The following is a 20,833-nucleotide window of genomic DNA, read 5'->3' on the forward strand; positions in this document are numbered from 1 at the left end:
GGACGTGGTCTAGACCACCTCGTCCCCGCGTGCCGCTTGGAGAACCGCCATGAGACGCACTCCCGCACGACTACGCTCCGCACTCGCCGCCGTACTGATCGCAGCCGGCGGCGTCGCGGCGCTGGCCCCGCCCGCCGCCGCGGCCGGTTCGCTGACCGCCACCCTCGCGCTGAGCGGCACGACCGGCACCTACACGGTCGCCAACACCGGTACCGCGTCGGTGAGCAACTGGGCCATCACCTTCACGCTGCCCACCGGCGTCACCGCTTCGACCGGCGAAAACGGCACGGTGACCCAGAACGGCACCCAGGTCACGCTCACCCCGGCGTACTACATCGCGACGCTGGCCCCGGGCCGGAACACCTACCCGTACAGCCCGACCTTCCGGCTCAGCGCCGCCGCGACGCCGGCGCAATGCCGCGTCGACAACGCGAACTGCGACGGTTCACCCGACACTCCCCCGGGCGCGCCGGCGAACCTGCGGCTGGTCGCGAAGACGACCAAGACGGTCGCGCTGGTCTGGAACGCCTCGGCCGCCGGTTCGCTGCCCGTGACCGGTTACGACGTCTACCAAGGGGCTTCGCTGGCTGCGTCGGTGACCGGGACGAGCGCGACGATCAGCGGGCTCACGCCGAGCACCGCCTATTCGTTCACGGTGAAGGCCAAGGACGCCAAGGGAACCACCTCGCCGGCCAGCGCGGCATTGGCCGTGACCACCAACAACCCCGCCGACGACACGTCTCCGCCGTCGGCACCGGGCGGGGTGCGCTCGACGGCCGCCGACTCGGGCAGCGTTTCGCTCGCCTGGAACGCTTCGACGGACAACACCGGGGTCGTCAGCTACGACGTCTACCGCGGCGCCGCGTTGGCGACGACGGTGACCACGACGTCCGCCGTCGTGACCGGGCTGGCACCGTCCACTTCGTACACCTTCACGGTGCGCGCCCGGGACGGCTACGACAACGTGTCGGCGCCGAGCAGTGCGGTGACCGCGCGGACCGGCGACATCGTTTCCGGGTACGCGAAGGTCGGCTACTTCGTGCAGTGGGGCATCTACGGGCGCCAGTACTTCGTGAAGAACCTCGAGACGTCGGGCGCAGCTTCGAAGCTGACGCACCTGCTGTACGCGTTCGAGAACATCGATCCGGTGAACCTGACGTGCCTGTCCGGCGTCACGAAGGGCACCACGGCGAACCCGCAGGACCCCAACCAGGGTGACGGCGCGGGCGACGCCGAAGCCGACTACTCGCGGCCGTTCTCGGCGGCGCAGTCGGTCGACGGCGTGGCCGACACGGGCTGGGAGTCGTTGCGCGGCAACTTCAACCAGCTCAAGAAGCTCAAGGCCAAGCACCCCAACCTGAAGGTGCTGGTCTCGCTGGGCGGCTGGACGTATTCGAAGTACTTCTCCGACGTCGCGGCCACGGATGCGTCGCGCAAGAAGTTCGTCTCGTCGTGCCTCGACACGTGGATCAAGGGCAACATCGCCTCCTACGGCGGCGCGGGCGGCCCGGGCACGGCGGCCGGCATCTTCGACGGCATCGACCTCGACTGGGAATGGCCCGCGAGCGCCGACGGCCACCCGGGCAACCACTGGAGCCCGAACGACAAGAACAACCTGACGGCGCTGCTGGCCGAGTTCCGCACGCAGCTCGACGCGTACGGCGCGACGACCGGCAAGCGGTACCAGCTGCACGCGTTCACCCCGGCCGACCCGGCGAAGGTGGCGTCCGGCTGGGATCTGTCCAAGGTGTTCAGCTACCTGGACGTGGCGAACGTGCAGGGGTACGACTTCCACGGTTCGGGCAGTGACAATTCGTGGGAGCCGAACCGCACCGGGCACCAGGGCAACCTGTACGCGGACGCGGACGACCCGTACACCTTCCATTTCAGCGCGGAAGCAGCGATCAACGCCTATACGAACGCGGGTGTCGATCCGCGGCGGCTGACCCTGGGGCTGGCGTTCTACGGCCGGGGCTGGCAGGGCGTCGCGGACGGCGGGAAGCACGGCGAGTGGCAGTCGGCGACCGGCGCGGCGCCGGGTCAGTTCGCCGAGGAAGCCGGGACGCGGGGTTACGCGAACCTCGTGGCGAGCGTGCCGGCGTGCACGGTCTACCACGACACGGCCGCGGTCGCGACGTCGTGCTACACGGGCAACGGCGGCCAGTGGTGGACGTTCGACGACGCCTGGTCGATCGGGCTGAAGACGACGTGGCTGAAGCAGCGCGGCCTGCTGGGCGTGATGGCGTGGGAGATGTCGGGTGACACCGGGACGTTGATGAACGCGGTCAGCGCGGGTCTCGGCTAACGGCACGGCGATTCAGCCCGCTGAACGGAAAACGCCTTCCGTTCAGCGGGCTGAACAATTTCCGGCTCTTTTCTTCAGGAGCCGAAGAAAGGGCTCTCCCGGCCTTGACTCTCGATGGTCTGGACCATGAAACTGTCGGGACAGCGCGCTCTGGACTGACAACGCCGTCTCGAGGAGAGCCATGTCCCGCTTGAGAAAAGTCCTGACCCTGGCCATCTCGGTCCCGCTCGCCCTGGGCCTCGTCGCCACCCCGGCACCCGCGGCGCCGGCGACGTTCACGCACCCGGGCGTGCTGGTCAGCCGTCCACAGTTGGACTTCGTGAAAGCGCAGGTGAACGCCGGCGCCCAGCCGTGGAAAGCCGCTTACGACCAAGCGCACGCCAGCTCTTACGCTTCCCTTTCCCGTACGCCGAAACCCCGTTCGGTGGTCGAATGCGGCCCGTATTCGAACCCCAACAACGGCTGCACGGACGAGCGCGAGGACGCGATCGCGGCGTACACGGACGCCCTGATCTGGTACATCTCGGGTGACGCGCGTTATGCCCAGAAGGCGATCGCCCTGATGGACGCGTGGTCGGCGACGATCACGAACCACACCAACAGCAACGCGCCGCTGCAGACGGGCTGGGCGGGCTCGTCCTGGCCCCGGGCGGCGGAGATCATCAAGTACACGTACACGAGCTGGCCGAACTCGGGCCGCTTCGGCACCATGCTGAGGAACGTGTACCTGAACAAAATCATCAACGGCAGCAACAGCAACGGCAACTGGGAACTGTCCATGATGGAGGCCGCGGTCGGGATCTCGGTGTTCCTGGAGGACAAGACGAACTTCGACAAAGCGATAACCCGCTACCGAAACCGCGTCGCGGCTTATGTTTACCTTTCCTCCGACGGCTCACTGCCGAAGACGGTCCCGGGCAGCGGCCTGTCCACTCGCGACCAGATCGTGGGCTACTGGCAGGGCCAGGGAACGTTCGTGGACGGCCTCACCCAGGAGACCTGCCGCGACTTCACCCACACGGGCTACGGCATAGCCGCGATCGCGGACGTGGCGGAGACGCTGCGCATCCAGGGCCAGGACGTGTACGGAACGGACGTGGGCGAGCGCCTGCGCCAGGCGCTGGGCTTCCAGTCGAAGTACCAGCTGGGCACGGCGGCGCCGTCGTGGCTGTGCGGCGGCAAGCTGAACCTGGGCCTCGGCCCGGTGACGGAGGTGGGGTTCAACGCACTGCACACGCGCCTGGGCATCGCGATGGCGAACACGCAGACGTTGACGGAGCGCCAGCGCCCGGCGGGTTCGAACAACCTGTTCGTGGCGTGGCAGACGTTGACCCACGCGGGCAACACAGCGTGACGACGCCGCGGTCCGCCTGACCTGTTTCCGCAGGTCAGGCGGATCAGGCCCCCGCGTGCAGGGCCGTGCGCCGGGCACGCTAGAGTACTCATCACGCACTCAGCGAGTGCGGGTCCGGGCTGTGGCGCAGTTTGGTAGCGCACTTGACTGGGGGTCAAGGGGTCGCAGGTTCAAATCCTGTCAGCCCGACGGACAAGCCACGTTTACGCAGGTAGACGTGGCTTTCGTCGTATCCAGGGCCGCTCACGGCTCAGCCGCTCAGCTGCGGCTTGCCTCCGACGCCTCTCCGGGGTTCACGGTTACGGTATGCGCCTCTACAGGAGGTTCGCAGCGACGATGACGGGTACCGAGACCTACGACTACGACATCGCGGTGTCATTCGCCGGCGAGGATCGTGAGCTCGTCAGGGACGTTGTGACCGAACTCAAGGAGCACGACGTCAGCGTCTTCTTCGACGAAGACAGCACCGCCGAGATGTGGGGCGAGAACCTCGTCGACTTCCTCCAGGCGATCTACAGCCGGCGCGCTCGCTATGCCGTTATCTTCATCTCGCGCCACTACGTCACCAAGAAGTGGACCACCTACGAACGGAAGGCAGCGCAGGACCGCGCCTTCCAGCAGTCCGCTCCCTACATCCTTCCCGTGCGCATCGACGATTCGGAGCTTCCCGGGCTCCTGTCGACCATCGGCTACGTCGACGCCGGCTTCGCCGGTGTGCCAGGCATCGTCGACGCCGTCCTTCGCAAGCTGGGCAACCATGCCCCGGCCCGGGCTCCGAAGTTCGACGGTCGGGCACCGCGGACGCCGGAAGCTGTCGCCGTTGTGCTCAGCGAACGACCTCCCTGCTGGGAGTTCCTTCTCTACGGCGGGCTCCTGCACCGGGGAATTGCCGACTTGGAAGAGAAGTACCGGGACCACGTCATCGAGTTCGCGTCGCACAACGGCCAGGTGATCGCAGAGAACGACGGGCTGTCGTGGCTGGGGAACAAGCTGACCTCGGTCAGCGCGATCGTCGCCAACCTCGAGCGAGTGCTTTCGGACGAAGCACAAAACGCCGCCTTCGGAAGGCCCGGCGAACCCGGTGATCCCGGACGGATCATCCATCTGGCGAACCGGCTGACCGGCATCTACGGCGAACTACTCGACTGGGCCGCCGGGATCAGGGCGACCGGCTTCGACGATGAAGCGATCCAGCACCTCGCCATTGCCGAAGCGCGGCTCGCCGACCTGCCGATCCAGCAGCTCCGCGGATTCGTCGAAGATTACTTGCACGAGATGGACGGACTCACCGCGAAGCTCCACGCCGACGAGAAGGTGAACCTCACCTTCAGCGTGAAGATCGAAATGGACCCGGAAAAGCTGGAGGCCTACCACAGCGCCCTCCGAGCCTACGGCACCATGCGATTCCGTAACTCCTGACGAACGTCCGACCCGACCCGCTAGGGTGGTCCGAGCCGATTCGAGGGGGATGCGATGACCGATCAGGAAGGCGTGGACTGGATCCCGCCCGGGGCCGATCTTTCCCGGCCCAGTGCCGCGCGGATCTACGACTACCTTCTCGGCGGGGCGCACAACCTCGCCGCCGATCGGGCCGTTGCCCAAAAACTCGAGGCCATCCAGCCCCAGGTCGCCTCCGTGGCCCGGCGGAACCGGGCCTTTCTGCGCCGGGTCGTGCGGTTCATGCTCGAGCAGGGCATCCGGCAGTTCCTCGATCTCGGCTCCGGGATCCCGACCGTCGGCAACGTCCACGAAGTCGCCCAGGCGGTCGACCCCCACTCGAAGGTCGTCTACGTCGACTACGAACCCGTCGCCGTCGCGCACAGTCTCATGCTGCTCAAGGACAATCCGAACGCCGTCGCCTTCGAGGCCGACGCCACCGACACCGAAGCCGTTCTCGGCTCCGAGGCCGTGAAGCTGCTCGACCTCGGCGAACCCGTGGGGCTGCTGGCCATCACCCTCGGGCACTACCTCCCGGAGGTCCGCGGTGTGTTCGGCGCTTACCGGGACGCGCTCGCACCCGGCAGCCACTTCGCGCTCACCCATCTGACCAACGACTTCGCCGTCCTGCGCGACCCCAAGATCGCCGAGACCATGCGCTCGACGCAGGACAGCATCTACCCGCGCTCGCGCGACGAGGTGCTCGCCCTCTTCGACGGTTTCGAGCTCGTCGAACCGGGGCTGACCACCTCCGCGAACTGGCGGCCGGACCGGCTCGCCGCGGTCGTCGACCCCGAAGAGGACGGCCTCTACGCCGGGGTGGGCGTCAAACTCTAGGTCTCGCTGGCGAAACGCTCCCACGCCGACTGGCGGGTCATGCCCAGCGCGTCCCCGATCTGTGCCCACGTGCCGCCCAGGGTGCGCGCCTTGCCGACCCACGCGGCGAGGTTCTGCTGCACCTGAGTGGTCGCGGCGGCGACCGGGCCGAGGTTCTGCAGGACCTGTTCGAGTGGCAGGTCGTGCTCCCACGGCGCGATGAGCGGCGCGTCCGCCGGCTTGCCGTCGATCACCGTGACGCACAGCTGGACGCACCCGTCACAGATGAACACCCCCGGACCGCCGACGAGCGTGTCCACTTCCGTGTTCGGCTTCGCGCAGAACGAACACCTGGCGATCACAGCCATCCGGCCTCCCTTGTCAGGGAAGACCTTACGCTCGTAAGGATGCCCCTGACAAGCTCAAGAACGCCGACGTCCACTCGGAGAGCTCGATCATCCGAGCCTTGAGCTCCTCGATCTCGGCCCAGCGCCGGTGTTCGCGCTCGAGGTCGGGAACGAGGAAGTCCTCGACGATCTGCAGCAGGGTGGCGATCTCGTAGGCGACGTCGGCCAACTGGAGGAAGGGACGGTATTCGGCCTCGGTGCCGGTCCCGTTGTCCTTGGCCCAGTCGCGGGCACCGTGGCCGGCGGTCCGGCACACGGAGACGACAGTCCGCCGGAGATCGCCGCGCCGCGAGTCCGGGCGGCCTTCGGTGAGCGGGGCGACGTTCCAGGCCACCGACAGCAGGCAGCAGCCCGCGTCGTCCATCGAGTTGTTCATCACCGGACGTACTTTGCGGACCCGTGGGCACAGTCCGGTCGCTCCGACTCGCGACGTCACGCCATCGTGTGAAGAACCCGCCCGGATCGGGTCATCGACGCGCGGAGCCGGCCAGCATCGGCAGTGACACGAAGTCCGCCAAAGCCTGCTGTCCCACCGCGTTCGCGTGGATTCCGTCGCCGTTGTCGAAGGCCGGGAGGATGATGTTGGGCTTCAGCGGATCCTTCAGCACCACGTCGAAGTCCACCACGCCGGAACAGGTGCCGCCGCACGAAGACCAGCGGGAGACGAACAGGCCGATCTCGTGCCGCGCCAGGTTCGCCGCGTCGTTGTAGCCCGGGCGAGGCGTGCTCGGCGTGACGTACACGGCGATCCCGGCCGCGCGCAGCCGCGCGAAGACGGCTCGGTAACTGGAAAGGATCGCCGCCGCGTCGCAGCCGTACGCCAGGTCGTTCGTGCCGTAGTAGTAGATCACCGACGTGACGCCGTGCAGTGCCAGCACGTCGCGGTCGAGGCGGCTGCCCGCATCCAGGCCTGCCACCGACGGCGGCATCCCCGGGCACGAAGGAGCGCTCGTCGTCCCCGAAACGCCGGCGTTGGCCACCGCCAGCTGGGCCGACGCCGGGGCCTCCGCGACGATCCGGCGCGCCAGGTCGTCGGTCCAGCGGCGGTCCGCGCCGAGCTGGGTGCACCCCGGGCCGCAGTTGGTGCTGCCGATCCCGTCGACCACCGAGCTGCCGAACGGGACGACCGTTCCGTGCAAGGACGTGTTGTGCACGTCGATGGCGCTGACCACGTATGTCGAGCCGACCGTCGTACCGAAAGCGCCGCCGGAGACATCGGCCGTGTGGTCCCCTGGCGCGCTCAGGTAGTTGTCCCGCAGCGCCGCGCCGTGGCGGCCGGGCGTCGCCGTGCCCGCCACGAACATGCTCACCGCGAGATTCGTGTCCGGGCGCGTCGTGAGGCGGATTTCGTCGCTCCAGACGTCTCCGCCGACGGGAATCGTCACCGACGGCTTGCCGGCGAACGTCAGGTCGCGGGTCCCCGAAACCTCGGCGCCGCTCGTGCTGAGGCCGGCGGTGGCGTGCCCGATGGTCAGCGGCCCGGTGCCGAACGTGTTCTGGAGCCGGACGCGCACGGCATCGCCGCCCTGGCTGAGGTGGGTGATCATCCGCAGCGACCGGCCGGACACCGGCGCGTCCGCGTGCCCGTCCTGCGACTGCGCCCACGACGTGAACCAGGCGGGCCCCGCGCCGTCCGCGCCGGGTGCCGAGGCGACGACCACCGCGGAAATCGTGGCCAGTACAGCGATCCGATGGGCTGCCCGCATCCGGTCGATGGTAGGGAGCCGGTCACGGAAGCGGCAAGCAGCTTGTCCGTTCTTGTCAGCGGCCGGGTTTGCGGGTTCGATGAGCAGTCATGACGCTGCGAGGCCTGCCGAGACGGCACGAAAGCACCCCACGGCTGTTCGGCGAACCGTACGAGACCCCCGACGGCACGACGGTGATCACCGTGACCAGCCCGCCCGGTGTCTTCGCGATCCGTGACGGCCAGGCCAAGTTCGAGCCGGCGGTCGACGCGACGCGCATCGCCGTGCTGGCCGTCGGCACCGGCCTGGTGGCGGCCACCCTCGGCACGCTCGCCGTCCTGCGCCGGCCGCCGTGGCCGGACCTCACGGGCCGCTGGGAGCGTTAAGCCGCTCCCCCGGCCAGCGCGACGACCCGGCCGAACGGGCCGTTGTAGTAGTTCTGGTCGCCCGGCAGGCCACCGCCGCGCGCGAACTGCCAGATGCTCTGCTTGTCCCAGCCCGCCGGCAGCTCGCCGACCTCCGGGCCGTAGCGCGCGAGCCACAGCGGGTTCGTGTTCCCGAACCGGGACGCGTTGCCGGTGCACTGCTTCCACCACGCCGTGCTGGTGTAGATCAGCGCGCTCCGCTTGACCTTCGCCAGGTACGTCCGGGTGAAGTCGGTGATCCACGCCGTCATGTCGGCCGGGTTCTTGCCGTAGCAGACGTCGCCGTACGGGTTGTATTCGATGTCCAGCGCGCCCGGCAGCGTCTTGCCGTCGGAACGCCAGCCGCCGCCGTGGGCGATGAAGTACTCCGCCTGCTCCGCGCCGCCCGAGATGTCGGGCCGCGCGAAGTGGTAGGCGCCGCGGATCAGGCCCGCCGCGTGCGCGCCGTCGTACTGCTGGCCGTACTGCGGGTTGACGAACCCGGTGCCCTCGGTCGCCTTGACGTAGGTGAACTTCGCCCCGCCGGCCGCCGCCGCGGCCCAGTCGACGGCGCCTTGGTGCCCACTGACGTCGTGGCCGAGCGTCTGATCGGTCGTGTCGGCGCGGGCGGACCCCGGCACGACGCCTTCGTGCAGCGCGATCTGCGTGCCCGCGAAGTTCGTGCCGGCGAGCGAATAGTCGGGCGCGGCTTCGGCGGGCATCGCGACGACCACCGAAGCGAACGCGGCCAGCGCGCCCGCCCCGGCGAGGCGCGCCCGCCACCGCCGTTCGTCGTGTCCGGCAACGGTTCGGCTCATCGGGGCTCCGATCTCGGTACGGGCACGGGCGAACCCCATGCTGCCTGCCCTGATCGCTCCCCGCGAGCGATGTGTCACTCGATGTGGTGATCTATAGCTCGGTGGTGATGATCGCCTCGATCAGCGTTTCCCCCGTCCGGGTGAGTTCGACGACGCCGTCGTCCGGCCGTAGCTCGACGAGGCCCCGCGCGGCCAGCGACCGGAACTTCCCCAGCCAGGGTTCCGCGAACAGCGAACGCCCCGGGAACCGCTCCGCGTGCAAGGAATCCCGCAACGGCTGCAACGTCGTGAGCGCCATCTTCACCGCCCGCGCCTCCTGGGCTTCGGGCGTGAACCGCGTCGCCGAGCCCAGCGGGATCCGGCCGTCCGAAACGGTCTCGATGTAGCGGCGGGAGTTGACGTCGGTGATCGCCTCCGACGCCCGGCAGCTCGACGAACCACCCAGCCCGATCGCGACCTCGGCCTCCTGCTTGTCCTGGTCGACCATGATGGCCTTCCACTTCTCGGGCCCGAGGCCGGCGCGCGCGAAGTACATCGTCGGGTGCTCGGTGTAGCCCGTGGCGCGCAGGCCGTCGGTGAGCAGCTCGCGCATCTGGTACTGCTCGCCGAGCGTCGGCCAGCGGTGGCCGTCGCGCACCAGCTTGTCCCGGTACGCCGGCAGCTGCCACGCCGCCGGTTTCTCGCCGGTGACGCCGGTGCGCGTGTCGCTGTAGGAGGCCAGGTGCAGCTTCGTGCAGACCACCGCCGTGACTTCGTTCTCCAGCACGACGTCGAGGTCGCGGCGGACGCTGTCGAGGGTCTGATCGAGCAGGCCGTACATCAGGTCGATGCTGACCCACTCGAAGCCCAGCGACGCCGCGTTGCGGACGAAGTCGACGCACATCTCGGCGCTGTGCTCGCGGCCGCACAGCTCCAGCACGTGGTCGTCGAACGACTGGACGCCGCTGGACAGCTTGGTGCAGCCCAGGTCTCGCAGCAGCGCAAGCTTGGCCGGGGTGAACGTGCTGGGGTCGCCCTCGAACCGGATCGTCGTGTCCGCGGTGAAGCCGAACTCCGAACGGTAGAACTCCAGCAGGCGGCGGATCTCCGGCTCCGGCAGCAGCGACGGCGTGCCGCCGAAGACGTTGAACTCCCCCACCTCGGCGCCCGCCAGGTTGGGCACGGCGTCGAGCCACAGCCGGGCTTCGGCGATGTTGAGGTCGACCCAGTGCTTCGCCTTTTCGTACTGCACTTCGGGTTTGCCCTTGACCAGCACCACGGGGTACTGGCAGAACCGGCAGCGGTACGCGCACGTCGGGATGTAGGACCACAGGTGGATCGGCTTCGAGGAAGCCAGCTGCGCGTCCAGGTCCCGCAGGAAGTCCGACGGCGAACCGGGGACGTTGCCCGGGAAGACGTGCGCCCCGAACGGGTCCTCCTGCACGAAGTCGAGCAGGTGCCGGTTCTCCGGCGCCTCGAGGACGTCGAGCACCGCGGGCCGCGGCCACGCCGGGTCGATTGTGTGCAGCGAGCCGATCGCCTCTTCGTAGGCGAGGGTCATCAGAACACCCCTCCGTTGCCGAAGTAGTTGTGGGCCTCTCCGGATTCCCGGTCCTCGCAGTAGTAGTGGACGAACTCCGCGAAGCGCTCCGCCGGGATCTCCGCCAGGCACGGCGGGAGCGGCGGCGGGAAGCCGATGTCGTCGCCGACGTGCCGCCGCAGGCAGGCGAACAGCTCGTCGGCGAACTCGAGGTACAGCCGGTACGACGGCGTCTTGTACGCGTGGATCGGCGTGAAGTCGACGACGCGCATCTCGTCGCGGATCTCCGCGATCCGCCGGGCCAGCCGGGCCGCCAGGTCGGCGCCGAAGAACGCGATGACGGCGTCGTCCTCCAGCAGCGCCGGGGTCAGCAGCACCGGCAGGATCGTGTTCTTCGGCGTGAAGTCCTTGATCGAGAACTCCCACGCCTGAAGTGCCTCGGCCTCGGTCAGATCCGCGGCGACGGCCGGCACCGACGGCCGGATGTCGCGCATGACGATGATCCCGTCGGATCCGTAGGCCCGGCCGGCGATGACCTCGTCGATGGCGTGGTCGACGCGGCGCGGGTTGATCTCGACGCGCGAGCGCGGCGCGTAGGTGATCGCGTCGCCGCCGCTGGCGACCTTGATCCCGAAGTCCCAGTCGTCGGACAGGTGGCTGACGAACTTCCCGTCCTGCAGCTGGTAGAAGATTTCGATGCCGCCCGCGCGCTCGTAGGCGTCCCGCTCGACGGCGAAGCCCTTGCCGTCGGGGAAGCCGCCGAACAGCGAGAACGTGACGGCGCGGCACCGCAGCGTCCGCTGGATCGCGTCCCACAGCCGGGGCCGGCCGGTGAAGTGGTCGAAGTTGTAGTAGTAGTCGCAGACGCCGATCGCGGCCTTGCTCGACTCCATCGCGGCGAACAGCTCGCTCAGCCAGTGCGGGTCGACGCGGCAGTCGGCGTCGGCCGACACGAGGTAGAACCGCTCCCCCGGATCGGTGTCGGGGCGGTTGCGGCTGCGCGCCGCGGCGAAGTCCATGCCCGCCCGCCGCGCACACGACACACCCTGCTCGGACTCGGCGATCACGTGCAGCGCCAGGTCCGGATGCGAAGCCGCGAAAGCCCGCGCGACGGCCACAGTGTCGTCGGTCGAGTTGTTGTCGACCAGCACGACTTCGTACCGGCTCTTGTCGAGCGGCGCGTCGCCGTCACGCTGCTCGTGCAGCGTCCGCAGGACTTCCGGCAGGTTCGCGGCCTCGTTGTAGACCGGCAGCACGACGGAAAGCCGCGTGCCCGCACCCATCGGCGGCGGGTAGAGCCGGTCGACGAGGTCGTCGACGACCCGCGTCCCGAAGTGCGCCTGCCCGAGTTCGGAGTTCGCCAGCACCACGTCCGCCCGTTTCCCTTCGTCGGTGATCAGCTCGGAAACCTCGCGCGCGAACGCCGCGTCCGGCAGGTCGCGGGCCCGGATGTCCAGCACCGGCGCCCGGAATCCCTTGCGGCCGTACACGACGTCGTACAGCTCGTACCCGCTGGTGATGTACGGCGTCCCGGAGGCGATCGCCTCGCTGACCGGGTTGCCGTAGCTCTCGTAGTCGTACGAGGTCAGGAACGACACGACCGTCGCGTGGGCCAGCAGGTCCCGCACCGAGTACCGGCCGGGCACGGCCGTGTCGTACGGCGTCAGCCAGCCGCCGAAGACGACGCGGTCGCGGACGCCGAGCCGGGTCGCGAGACCGGTGAGGCGCGCGTGCTCCGCGGGGGTCTCGTCGATGTCTCCGGCGATGAACAGCCAGGCACCGGGCAGCAGCGCGAGCAGGTGCAGGTCCCGGTCGATGCGCTTCTGCGGGATGATCCGCGTGATCCGGGCGAGCAGCGGGACGTCGTCGGGAATGCCGTGGTCACGCCGGAAACCCGCGTTGCGCTCGTCGACCCGCGCGGGTGCGATGGCGAACGCGTTGGGCAGGACGTCGATGGCCCGCAGGTCCGGCACCCACTCCAGGGTCTTCGCCTTCGCCTGCTCGTGGAGCGCGAAGTAGTGGATGTGCGGCGAGTTCCGCGGCGCGGGGACGCCGGGGTACGGGAAGCGGCCGTACTTGGCGATGCCCGGTTCGCTCTGCCACATGAGGTCGTGGTCGCGCCAGAACACGAACCGGCCGAGGCGGTGGCGGGCGCCGTAGCGGTCGATCGCGCGGTAGAGGGCTTCGGTGTAGGTGAGGTTCTCGGGCAGGGTGCCGTTCTCGACCATCACCATCGTGACGCCGAGGCGCTCCCAGGTGGCCACGATCTTCCCCGCCAGCTCACCGGCGATCCGGTCGATCTCCGGGCGCAGCGTCTCGTCGCCGCGCTGGACGACTTCGCGCAGGACCCGCTCGACGAACTCGCCGTCGTAGCCGCGGATCGCGTCGACGCCTTCGACGCGGTCGAGCGTGACCCAACCGGGCAGCAACCCGGCTTCGTCGCGGTAGGGCCGAAAGAAGGCGCCCTTGTCGGCCTTGATGTCGTAGCCGAGGTCGAGGTGGACGCGGTGCCCGGCGAACCGGTGCGCCGTCTTGAGGAACTCGACCACGACCCCGGACAGTGCGGTGGCGTCGAAGGACACGCCCCAGAGGACTGACATCGATGTCGGACTCCCGTCTCGGCTTCGCCGTCGGTCCCAGCGTAAGCGGCGGGGCTCCGGGCGGCCGCGTGAACGCGTGGTTGACCGCGGCCGCCGGACCCCGCAGAGTGGCACCGTGACCCGGGCCCTCGGGGTGCTGACCTGCGGCGCCTTCCTCTCGATCGTGCTCGGGGTCCTCGGTTCCGGGGAGCCCGCGCTCGCGCTGGTGTTCGGCGCGGTCTTCACCGCGCTCGCGACGGCGGGCTTCGGCTGGGTGCGCGGCCGCGGCGGGTGGACGTGGCCGGCCGCGTACGTCGGGGTCCAGCTGCCGCTGGCTTTCGTGACGTTCACGATCAGCGCCGGGGTCGGAGCGACGCTGTTCCTCGTCGTGCTGGTCAGCCAGTGCGTGCTGCTGCGCCTGCCGCTGCCGGTGATCGCGCTCGTCATCGCGGTGGTGCCGCTCGTGCACCTCGGGATGTCGCTGGGCGCGGGCCTGCGGGAAGGCCTCGGCACGCTGGTTTCGGTGCTGTTCGCCGCCGTCATCACCGAACTGCTGCTGCGCGAACAGCGCTCGCGCGGCGAACTCGCCGAGGCGCACGAAAAGCTGCGCGACTACGCGACGCAAGCCGAACGGCTGGCGACCGCGCAGGAGCGCAACCGCGTCGCGCGCGACATCCACGACGGGCTCGGGCACTCGCTGACCGTGGTCCAGATGCAGGTCAAGGCCGCGCGGGCGGTCCTGCCGATCGACCCGGGCAAGGCCGACGAAGTCCTCGCGAAGGCGCAGGAGCAGGCCGAGAACGCGCTTTCCGAAGTGCGCCGCTCGGTGAAAGCGCTGCGCGAGCCGCGGCCGACGCCGTTGCCGGACGCGTTGCGGGCGCTGGTTTCCGAAGCGGGCGTCCCGGCCGAGCTCGCGGTCTCCGGTGCCGAGCGGCCGCTGCCGGAGGAGCACCGCGAGGCGCTTTTCCGGACGGCGCAGGAGGGTTTGACGAACGTGCGCAAGCACGCCGGCGCGGACCGCGTCGAGCTGGTCCTGGACTACGCCGACGCGTCCGTCCGGGTCGTGGTCCGCGACGACGGCGCCGGCAGCGACGGCGGCGCGTCTCCCGGCTTCGGGCTGCTGGGGCTGCGGGAACGCGCCGAGCAGCTGGGTGGCAAGCTCGACTTCACCTCGGCGCCGGGCGAGGGCAGCGCGCTGAGCATGGAGGTCCCGGGATGACACCGGTCCGCGTCCTGCTCGTCGACGACCAGGCGCTGTTCCGCGAAGCCCTCGGCACGCTGCTGGCCACCCACGACGGCATCGACGTCGCGGGAGAGGCGGGCAACGGCGAGGAAGCCTTGCGGCAGGCCGCTTCCGTGCGGCCGGACGTCGTCCTGATGGACCTGCGGATGCCGGTCCTCGACGGCGTCGCCGCGACCCGGCGGCTGCGGCTGGAACACCCGTCCGTGCAGGTCATCGCGCTGACGACGTTCGACGACGACGAAGACGTCTTCGCCGCCCTGCGCGCGGGCGCGGTCGGGTACCTGCTCAAGGACGTCTCCTCGGCCCGGCTGATCGAAGCGGTGCTGGCCGCCGCGCGCGGGGAGTCGGTGCTGCAGCCGTCGGTCGCCGCGAAGGTCGTCGCCCGGTTCGCGCAGCTGCCCGAACCGGCTCCCCGGGCGCTGGTGGTGCCGTTGTCCGAGCGGGAGCGGGAAGTGCTGCGGCAGCTCGCGGACGGCCGCAGCAACCGCGAGATCGCCGCGAAGCTGTTCCTCGCCGAGGGCACGGTGAAGAACCACGTGACGAACCTGCTGGGGAAGCTCGGCGCCCGGGACCGCACGCAAGCCGCACTGCGGGCCCGGGATCTCGGCCTGCTCTGAGCGGTCACATGACCCGGGTCATGACTTCCGGCACGTCCCGATCCGGCCGGCACCCGGGATTCTCGTCCAGGAGCGAAACCGCACTGGAGGGAACCCGAGATGACCACCGCCGCCCCGCCCCGGACCACCACCCGCAAGCTCGCCCGGTTCACCGGGCACTACGTCGAGATGGTCGCCGCCATGCTCATCGGCATGGTGGCCCTGCACCCGCTCTGGCCGTCGTCGTGGCTGGAGCGCGCGGACATCGACGCGCTCGTCATGGCCACGAACATGACCGTCGCGATGACCGCGGCCATGCTGCTGCGCCGGCATTCGTGGCCGCGGATCGCCGAGATGGCCGCCGCCATGTACCTGCCGTTCGTCGTGCTGCTGGTGCCGTTCTGGCTCGGGGCGATCGGCGGCGGCACGCTGATGGTCGCCGGGCACGTGATCATGTTCCCGCTGATGCTCGCCGCCATGGTGTCGCGCCGCGCCGAGTACTGGCACTGACATGCGGACCGTGCTGAAGTGGTTCGCCCTGGTCGTCGCCGTGCTCGCCGTCCCCGCCGTCGGCGCGGCCGTCTCCGCGCTCTCGGCGTTCGACGCCCTCTACGCCCCCGGCCCGGACCGGCCCCTGCCCGCCGCGGCACCGCCGGTCCACGACCCGGCCAAGCCGACCGCGGTGATCGTGGTCGGCGACCGCGGGGCCGTCGTCTCCGACACCCTCGCGCCGTACGAGATCCTGGCCGCGACCGGCCGGTTCAACGTCTACACCGTCGCGTCGAAGCGCGAGCCGAAGCCGCTTACCGGCGGCCTCGACCTCGTCCCCGACCTGAGCTTCGACGACCTCGCCGCCCGGCTGGGCCCGAAGGCACCGGACCTCGTCGTCGTGCCCGCGCTCCCCGACGTCGGCGAGCCGAGCACCGAGCCGGTCAAGAACTGGCTTCGCGCGCAGGCCGCCCACGGCGCGAAGCTGCTGAGCGTCTGCAACGGCGGCGGTGTGCTCGCCTCCACCGGCCTGCTCGACGGACGGCCGGCCACCGCGCACTGGCTGAAGATCGAGGCCTGGGAAGCCGACTACCCGGCCGTGCGCTGGGTGCGTGATCAGCGGTTCGTCGACGACGGCGACATCGTCACCACCGCCGGGATCCTGTCCGGTGTCGACGGGACGCTGCACTGGGTGGAACGGCTGGCCGGCCGCGAGGCGGCGGCCGACGCCGCGAAGGCGATCGGCTGGACGCGCTACGGCACCAGGGTCCCGGTGCACGCACCGGCGTCGATGCCGGACGCGGCCGCGATCGTCAACGCCGCCTTCCGCTGGAACCCCGACGAGATCGGCGTCCTGCTCACGAACGGGGTCGGTGAGATCGAGCTGGCGTCCGTCTTCGACACCGAAGGCCAGTCGCTGTCCTCGCGCACGCTCGCCGTGAGCGCCGACGGCGCCCCGATCCGGTCGCGGCACGGGCTCACCTTCGTGCCGCGTGGCTCCCTCGCCTCGGCGGATCTCGACCGGCTGGTCGTGCCCGGATCGACGCGCGGGGTGACGCCCCCGCCCGGCCGCCCGGCCCCGGAGTACGTCCACGACCGGCCCGGCTTCGCCTACGACACCGCGGTCGGCGCGCTCTCGCGCCACACGGACGTCGCGACCGCGCGCTGGACCGCGAAGGTCCTGGAGCTGCCCACCGACGGCGTCGTCTTCGAAGGCCGGGCCTGGCCGTGGCTGCCCACGGCACTGCCGATCGCCCTGGTCCTGCTGGGCGCGGCGACCGTCACCGTAGTGGTCCGGGTGCGGAAGCGGCGGTCCTAAAACGATTTAGGATTCCCTCGATCGTCGAAGCGATTCACCAAGCGTGCGTCCCGGTGGAGTATTGCCAACGTGTGATTTCGTGATTACAGTCACGTATCACGCCTTATTGAAACGTTTTAAATCTCGTCGTCCCGTCCCCGCCGTTAGGGAGCCCGCATGCTGCCCTCGAAGCTCTGGCGCGCGACCACCACCACGCTCGCCGCGATCCTGGTCCTGTCCGCCACCGCGGTCCCGCCGGCCGGTGCCGCTCCACCGGTGGAGCTGACCGGTGCGCACTGGATCTGGTACCCGGAAGGCGACGCCCGGGTGAGCGCGCCCGCCGCGACCCGGTACTTCCGCACCACGTTCACCGTTCCCGCGGCCGCGGTCAGCGACGCCCGGTTCGTCGTCACCGGCGACGACACCGCCGACGTCTGGCTCAACGGCAAGCCCCTCGCTTCGTCGGCACGCACCGCGGACTCGTGGCGGTCGGCGCTGTCGGTGGACCTCCGGCCCGCGCTGACTCCCGGCGTCAACACCCTCGCCGTCGCGGTCCGCAACGGTGGCGGTGCGGCCGGCCTGCTCGGGCGGGTGCGCGTGACGACCGCGTCGGGCACCACCGACGTCACCACCGGAGCCGGCTGGAAGAGCGCGACGACTGCGCCGGACGGCTGGGAGCAGCCCGGCTTCGCCGACGGGACCTGGGCCGCCGCCCGGGACCTCGGCACCTACGGCACCGGCCCGTGGGGCACGCGGGTCGCCGCGCCCGCCGCCTCGGCCAAGACGCCGCTCACCGTCGCGAGCGCCACGATCGGGCAGCGCGTGAACCCGCTGGGCGTCGACCCGGCCCAGGCCCGGTTCGGCTGGAAGCTGGCGTCTTCGGCCGCGCAGCAACGGCAGTCGGCCTATCAGCTCGTGGTGTCCACCGGCGGCAAGGACGTCTGGGACAGCGGCCGCGTCACGTCCGCGCAGCAGGCTGACGTCGCCTACGGCGGACCCGCGCTCGCTTCGCTGACCGCCTACACCTGGAAGGTCCGCGTCTGGGACGGCGAAGGCCGGATGAGCGCCTGGAGCCCGGTGCAGCGCTTCGAAACCGCGCTGCGCGACCCGGCGGCCGAGTGGACCGGTGCCTTCCTCGGCCGCGCCGCGGCCGGCCCGGACCTCGCCGGCGCGAGCTGGGTCTGGTACCCCGAAGGCGATCCGGCCGGCGGCGTGCCCCCGGCCACCCGGTACTTCCGGAAGACCTTCGACCTCACCGCCGTGCCGTCGAAGGCCACGCTGGTCGTGACCGGGGACGACACCGCCACGGTCTGGGTCAACGGCACCCAGGTCAGCGACTCGCCCCGCGTCACCGACTCGTGGAAGACGGCCGCCGTCGTCGACGTCGGGACCCTGCTGACCGCCGGGACGAACACGATCGCCATCAGTGCGGAGAACACCACGCAGAGCCCGGCCGGGATGATCGCCAAGCTGACCGTCCAAGGTGGACCGACGGTGAGCACCGACGGCACGTGGAAGGCGAGCCAGACCGGCCCGGCCGGCTGGCAGCAGCGCGGGTTCGACGACAGCTCCTGGCCGGCGGCGCGGGCCGTGGCCACCTACGGCACCGGGCCGTGGGGCGCGAACGTCGCCGTGAGCGCACCCGCTCCCCTGCTGCGCAAGAGCTTCACGGTCGCGAAGCCGGTCGCGAGCGCGCGGCTGCTCACCACCGCGCTCGGCCTGCAGGAGACCCACCTCAACGGCGCCAAGGTCGGCGGGGAGGTCCTCGCTCCCGGGTGGACCGACTACACGAAACGCCTGCAGTACCGCGTTTCCGACGTCACCGGGCAGATCCGCCCGGGTGAGAACGTGCTCGGGGCGATGGTCGGCAACGGCTGGTACTCCGGCAGCATCGGCATCGCCGGCAGCCAGAAGTACGGCACCGAGCCGTGGTACTCGGCGCAGCTGAAGCTGACGTTCACCGACGGGACGTCCACCACCGTCGCGACCGACGGCACCTGGAAGACCGGCGACGGCGCGATCCGCGCCGACGACCTCTACCAGGGCGAGACGTACGACGCGCGGCTCGCGACCGGCTGGGACCGGCCCGGCTTCGACGACCGCGCCTGGGCGGCTCCGCGCGTCAAGACCGGCGCGAAGCCGAACCTGGTGTCCCAAGTGGACAACGGCGTCACGGTGCAGCAGGAGTTCAAGCCCGTCTCCTGGACGCAGCCCAAGCCGGGCGTGTGGGTCGCCGACCTCGGCCAGAACTTCAGCGGCTGGAACCGGTTGTCCGTGACCGGCCCGGCCGGCACGACGGTGACGATGCGGCACGCCGAGGTGCTCAACCCGGACGGCACGATCTACACGACGAACCTGCGCGCGGCCCAGGCCACCGACCGGTTCACCCTGGCCGGCACCGGGAGCGCGGAGACGTACGAGCCGCGGTTCACCGTGCACGGCTACCGGTACGTCGAGCTGACCGGCCTGCCGTCAGCCCCGGCGGCGGCGACGCTGACCGGCCGCGCGATGTGGACCGCCGGCGCTCAGACCGGCACGTTCACCTCGTCGAACGCACTGGTGAACCAGCTGCAGCACAACATCCTGTGGGGTGAGCGCTCGAACATGCTGTCCGTGCCGAGCGACTGCCCGCAGCGCGACGAGCGGCTCGGCTGGACCGGCGACATCGGGATCTTCGCCGGCACCTCGACGTTCAACCTCGACGTCGCGAACTTCCTCGGCAAGTTCAGCGACGACCTGGTCGACGCGCAGCACGACGACGGGTCGTTCACCGACGTCGCGCCGGGCGTGCTGAGCGGGTCGGGCACGGCGGGCTGGGGCGACGCGGGCGTCATCGTGCCCTACACCCTCTGGCAGCGGTACGGCGACACGAGTGTGATCGACGAGCACTTCGCCGCCATGGTCAAGTGGGTGGAGTACCTGCGCTCGACCTCGGGTGCCGACCTGATCCGCGACCACCAGACGTACGGCGACTGGCTGAACGTCAACGACAACACCGCGCAGGACCTGATTTCGACGGCGTTCTTCGCGTGGTCGTCGCGGCTGGTGTCGCGGATGGCCGCGGCCACCGGGCACACCGCCGAGGCGACGACGTACGGGACGCTGGCCGACCGGATCGGGGCGGCGTTCACCAACCGGTTCACGCAGGCGGACGGCACGGTCGGGGCCAACACCCAGACCGGGTACGTCCTGGCGCTGGCGTTCGGGCTGCTGCCCGCCGACCGCGTCCAGCCGGCCGCGGACAAGCTGGCTTCGAAGGTCGCGGCGTCCGGTGGTCACCTCAGCGTCGGGTTCCTCGGCGTCGAGAACCTGCTGCCCGTGCTGGCCGCGCACGGGCACGCGGACGTCGCGTACCAGGTGCTGCTGCAGCCGGACTTCCCCGGCTGGGGCTACATGATCGGCCACGGCGCGACGACGATCTGGGAGCGCTGGGACGGGATCAAGCCGGACGGCTCGTTCAACGACCCCGGGATGAACTCGTTCAACCACTACGGCCTCGGCTCGGTGGGCGACTTCCTGTACCGCTCGGTCGGCGGGCTGTCGCCGGCTTCCCCGGGTTACGCGTCGCTGCTGGTGGCGCCGCGGCCGGGTGGCGGGCTGACGTCGGCGAAGTCGGCGTACGAGACGCCGTACGGCAGCGCGGTCAGCGACTGGTCGATCTCGGCCGGGAAGCTGACGCTGCGGGTGACGGTGCCGGCGGGTTCGTCGGCGACGGTGCAAGTGCCGACGTCGCAGCCGGGTTCGGTGGTCGCGCCGCCGGAAGCGGTGCCCTCGTCGTCCGGGTCGTACTTCGTGCCCGCGGGTACGTACGCCTTCACGGCGACCGCGTGAACCGAGAGCCGGTACCGCCGCTTCCCCGCGGCGGTGCCGGCTCGCTCCGGGCC

General features: G+C 70.2%; 16 protein-coding genes and 1 tRNA gene. 11 read left to right on the top strand and 6 right to left on the bottom strand.

The features are described 5' to 3' along the window. Nucleotides 1-49 precede the first annotated feature (49 nt). The 5 genes from QSK39_RS16335 (at nt 50) to QSK39_RS16355 (ending at nt 5,933) form a co-directional block, all read left to right on the top strand. A complete protein-coding gene (locus tag QSK39_RS16335) occupies nt 50-2,305 on the top strand; it encodes a glycosyl hydrolase family 18 protein (RefSeq protein WP_285478587.1) in 2,256 nt (751 codons plus the stop codon). 181 nt (nt 2,306-2,486) lie between these two features. Further along, entirely contained in the window at nt 2,487-3,659 is a 1,173-nt protein-coding gene (locus tag QSK39_RS16340) for an alginate lyase family protein (protein ID WP_285478588.1), read from the top strand. A 115-nt stretch (nt 3,660-3,774) separates the two neighbouring features. After that, nucleotides 3,775-3,848: transfer RNA gene (locus QSK39_RS16345), tRNA-Pro, on the top strand. Nucleotides 3,849-3,965: 117 nt separating this feature from the next. Further along, nucleotides 3,966-5,078 (top strand): TIR domain-containing protein, encoded by a 1,113-nt coding sequence (locus QSK39_RS16350; protein WP_285478589.1) that lies wholly within the window; start codon nt 3,966-3,968, stop codon nt 5,076-5,078. Nucleotides 5,079-5,132: 54 nt separating this feature from the next. Beyond that, on the top strand, nt 5,133-5,933 hold the full coding sequence (locus QSK39_RS16355) for an SAM-dependent methyltransferase (protein WP_285478590.1): 801 nt from the start codon (nt 5,133-5,135) through the stop codon (nt 5,931-5,933). Here QSK39_RS16355 and QSK39_RS16360 read toward each other — a convergent pair. From QSK39_RS16360 to QSK39_RS16370, 3 genes are all read right to left on the bottom strand, one after another. Then, nucleotides 5,930-6,280 (bottom strand): ClpX C4-type zinc finger protein, encoded by a 351-nt coding sequence (locus tag QSK39_RS16360; protein WP_502873280.1) that lies wholly within the window; start codon nt 6,278-6,280, stop codon nt 5,930-5,932. The two genes, QSK39_RS16355 and QSK39_RS16360, sit on opposite strands and share 4 nt — an antisense overlap. A 25-nt stretch (nt 6,281-6,305) precedes the next feature. Further along, nucleotides 6,306-6,695: a hypothetical protein gene (locus QSK39_RS16365; RefSeq protein ID WP_285479918.1), complete on the bottom strand. Its 390-nt coding sequence runs from the start codon at nt 6,693-6,695 to the stop codon at nt 6,306-6,308. A gap of 91 nt (nt 6,696-6,786) precedes the next feature. Beyond that, on the bottom strand, nt 6,787-8,025 hold the full coding sequence (locus QSK39_RS16370) for a GDSL-type esterase/lipase family protein (protein WP_285478591.1): 1,239 nt from the start codon (nt 8,023-8,025) through the stop codon (nt 6,787-6,789). An 89-nt stretch (nt 8,026-8,114) separates the two neighbouring features. On the opposite strand from QSK39_RS16370, the gene QSK39_RS16375 reads away from it, so the two are divergent. Beyond that, nucleotides 8,115-8,390, top strand: a complete 276-nt coding sequence (locus tag QSK39_RS16375) for a hypothetical protein (protein WP_285478592.1) — start codon at nt 8,115-8,117, stop codon at nt 8,388-8,390. On the opposite strand, the gene QSK39_RS16380 is transcribed toward QSK39_RS16375, so the two are convergent. The 3 genes from QSK39_RS16380 to QSK39_RS16390 form a co-directional block, all read right to left on the bottom strand. Then, nucleotides 8,387-9,226, bottom strand: a complete 840-nt coding sequence (locus QSK39_RS16380) for a GH25 family lysozyme (protein ID WP_285478593.1) — start codon at nt 9,224-9,226, stop codon at nt 8,387-8,389. The genes QSK39_RS16375 and QSK39_RS16380 overlap by 4 nt on opposite strands. Nucleotides 9,227-9,317: 91 nt before the next feature. Further along, nucleotides 9,318-10,766, bottom strand: a complete 1,449-nt coding sequence (locus tag QSK39_RS16385) for a radical SAM protein (protein WP_285478594.1) — start codon at nt 10,764-10,766, stop codon at nt 9,318-9,320. Beyond that, complete coding sequence (locus tag QSK39_RS16390; RefSeq protein ID WP_285478595.1) at nt 10,766-13,345, bottom strand: glycosyltransferase; 2,580 nt, start codon at nt 13,343-13,345, stop codon at nt 10,766-10,768. Before QSK39_RS16390 ends, QSK39_RS16385 begins: the two co-directional genes overlap by 1 nt. Before the next feature lie 115 nt (nt 13,346-13,460). Here QSK39_RS16390 and QSK39_RS16395 point away from each other — a divergent pair, with 115 nt between their 5' ends. The 5 genes from QSK39_RS16395 (at nt 13,461) to QSK39_RS16415 (ending at nt 20,780) form a co-directional block, all read left to right on the top strand. Next, complete coding sequence (locus tag QSK39_RS16395) at nt 13,461-14,543, top strand: sensor histidine kinase (RefSeq protein ID WP_285478596.1); 1,083 nt, start codon at nt 13,461-13,463, stop codon at nt 14,541-14,543. Beyond that, a complete protein-coding gene (locus QSK39_RS16400) occupies nt 14,540-15,184 on the top strand; it encodes a response regulator (protein ID WP_285478597.1) in 645 nt (214 codons plus the stop codon). Before QSK39_RS16395 ends, QSK39_RS16400 begins: the two co-directional genes overlap by 4 nt. A gap of 99 nt (nt 15,185-15,283) precedes the next feature. After that, a complete protein-coding gene (locus QSK39_RS16405) occupies nt 15,284-15,673 on the top strand; it encodes a hypothetical protein (protein ID WP_285478598.1) in 390 nt (129 codons plus the stop codon). A gap of 1 nt (nt 15,674) precedes the next feature. Beyond that, the gene (locus QSK39_RS16410; RefSeq protein ID WP_285478599.1) at nt 15,675-16,970 is read left to right on the top strand and encodes a DJ-1/PfpI family protein; all 1,296 of its coding nucleotides are present in this window, start codon (nt 15,675-15,677) and stop codon (nt 16,968-16,970) included. Nucleotides 16,971-17,126: 156 nt separating this feature from the next. Beyond that, complete coding sequence (locus tag QSK39_RS16415; RefSeq protein ID WP_285478600.1) at nt 17,127-20,780, top strand: family 78 glycoside hydrolase catalytic domain; 3,654 nt, start codon at nt 17,127-17,129, stop codon at nt 20,778-20,780. The last annotated feature ends 53 nt before the right edge of the window (nt 20,781-20,833 follow it).

This window comes from Amycolatopsis sp. NBRC 101858 (genome assembly GCF_030269325.1).
In the GTDB taxonomy this organism is placed as follows: Bacteria; Actinomycetota; Actinomycetes; order Mycobacteriales; family Pseudonocardiaceae; genus Amycolatopsis; species Amycolatopsis ponsaeliensis.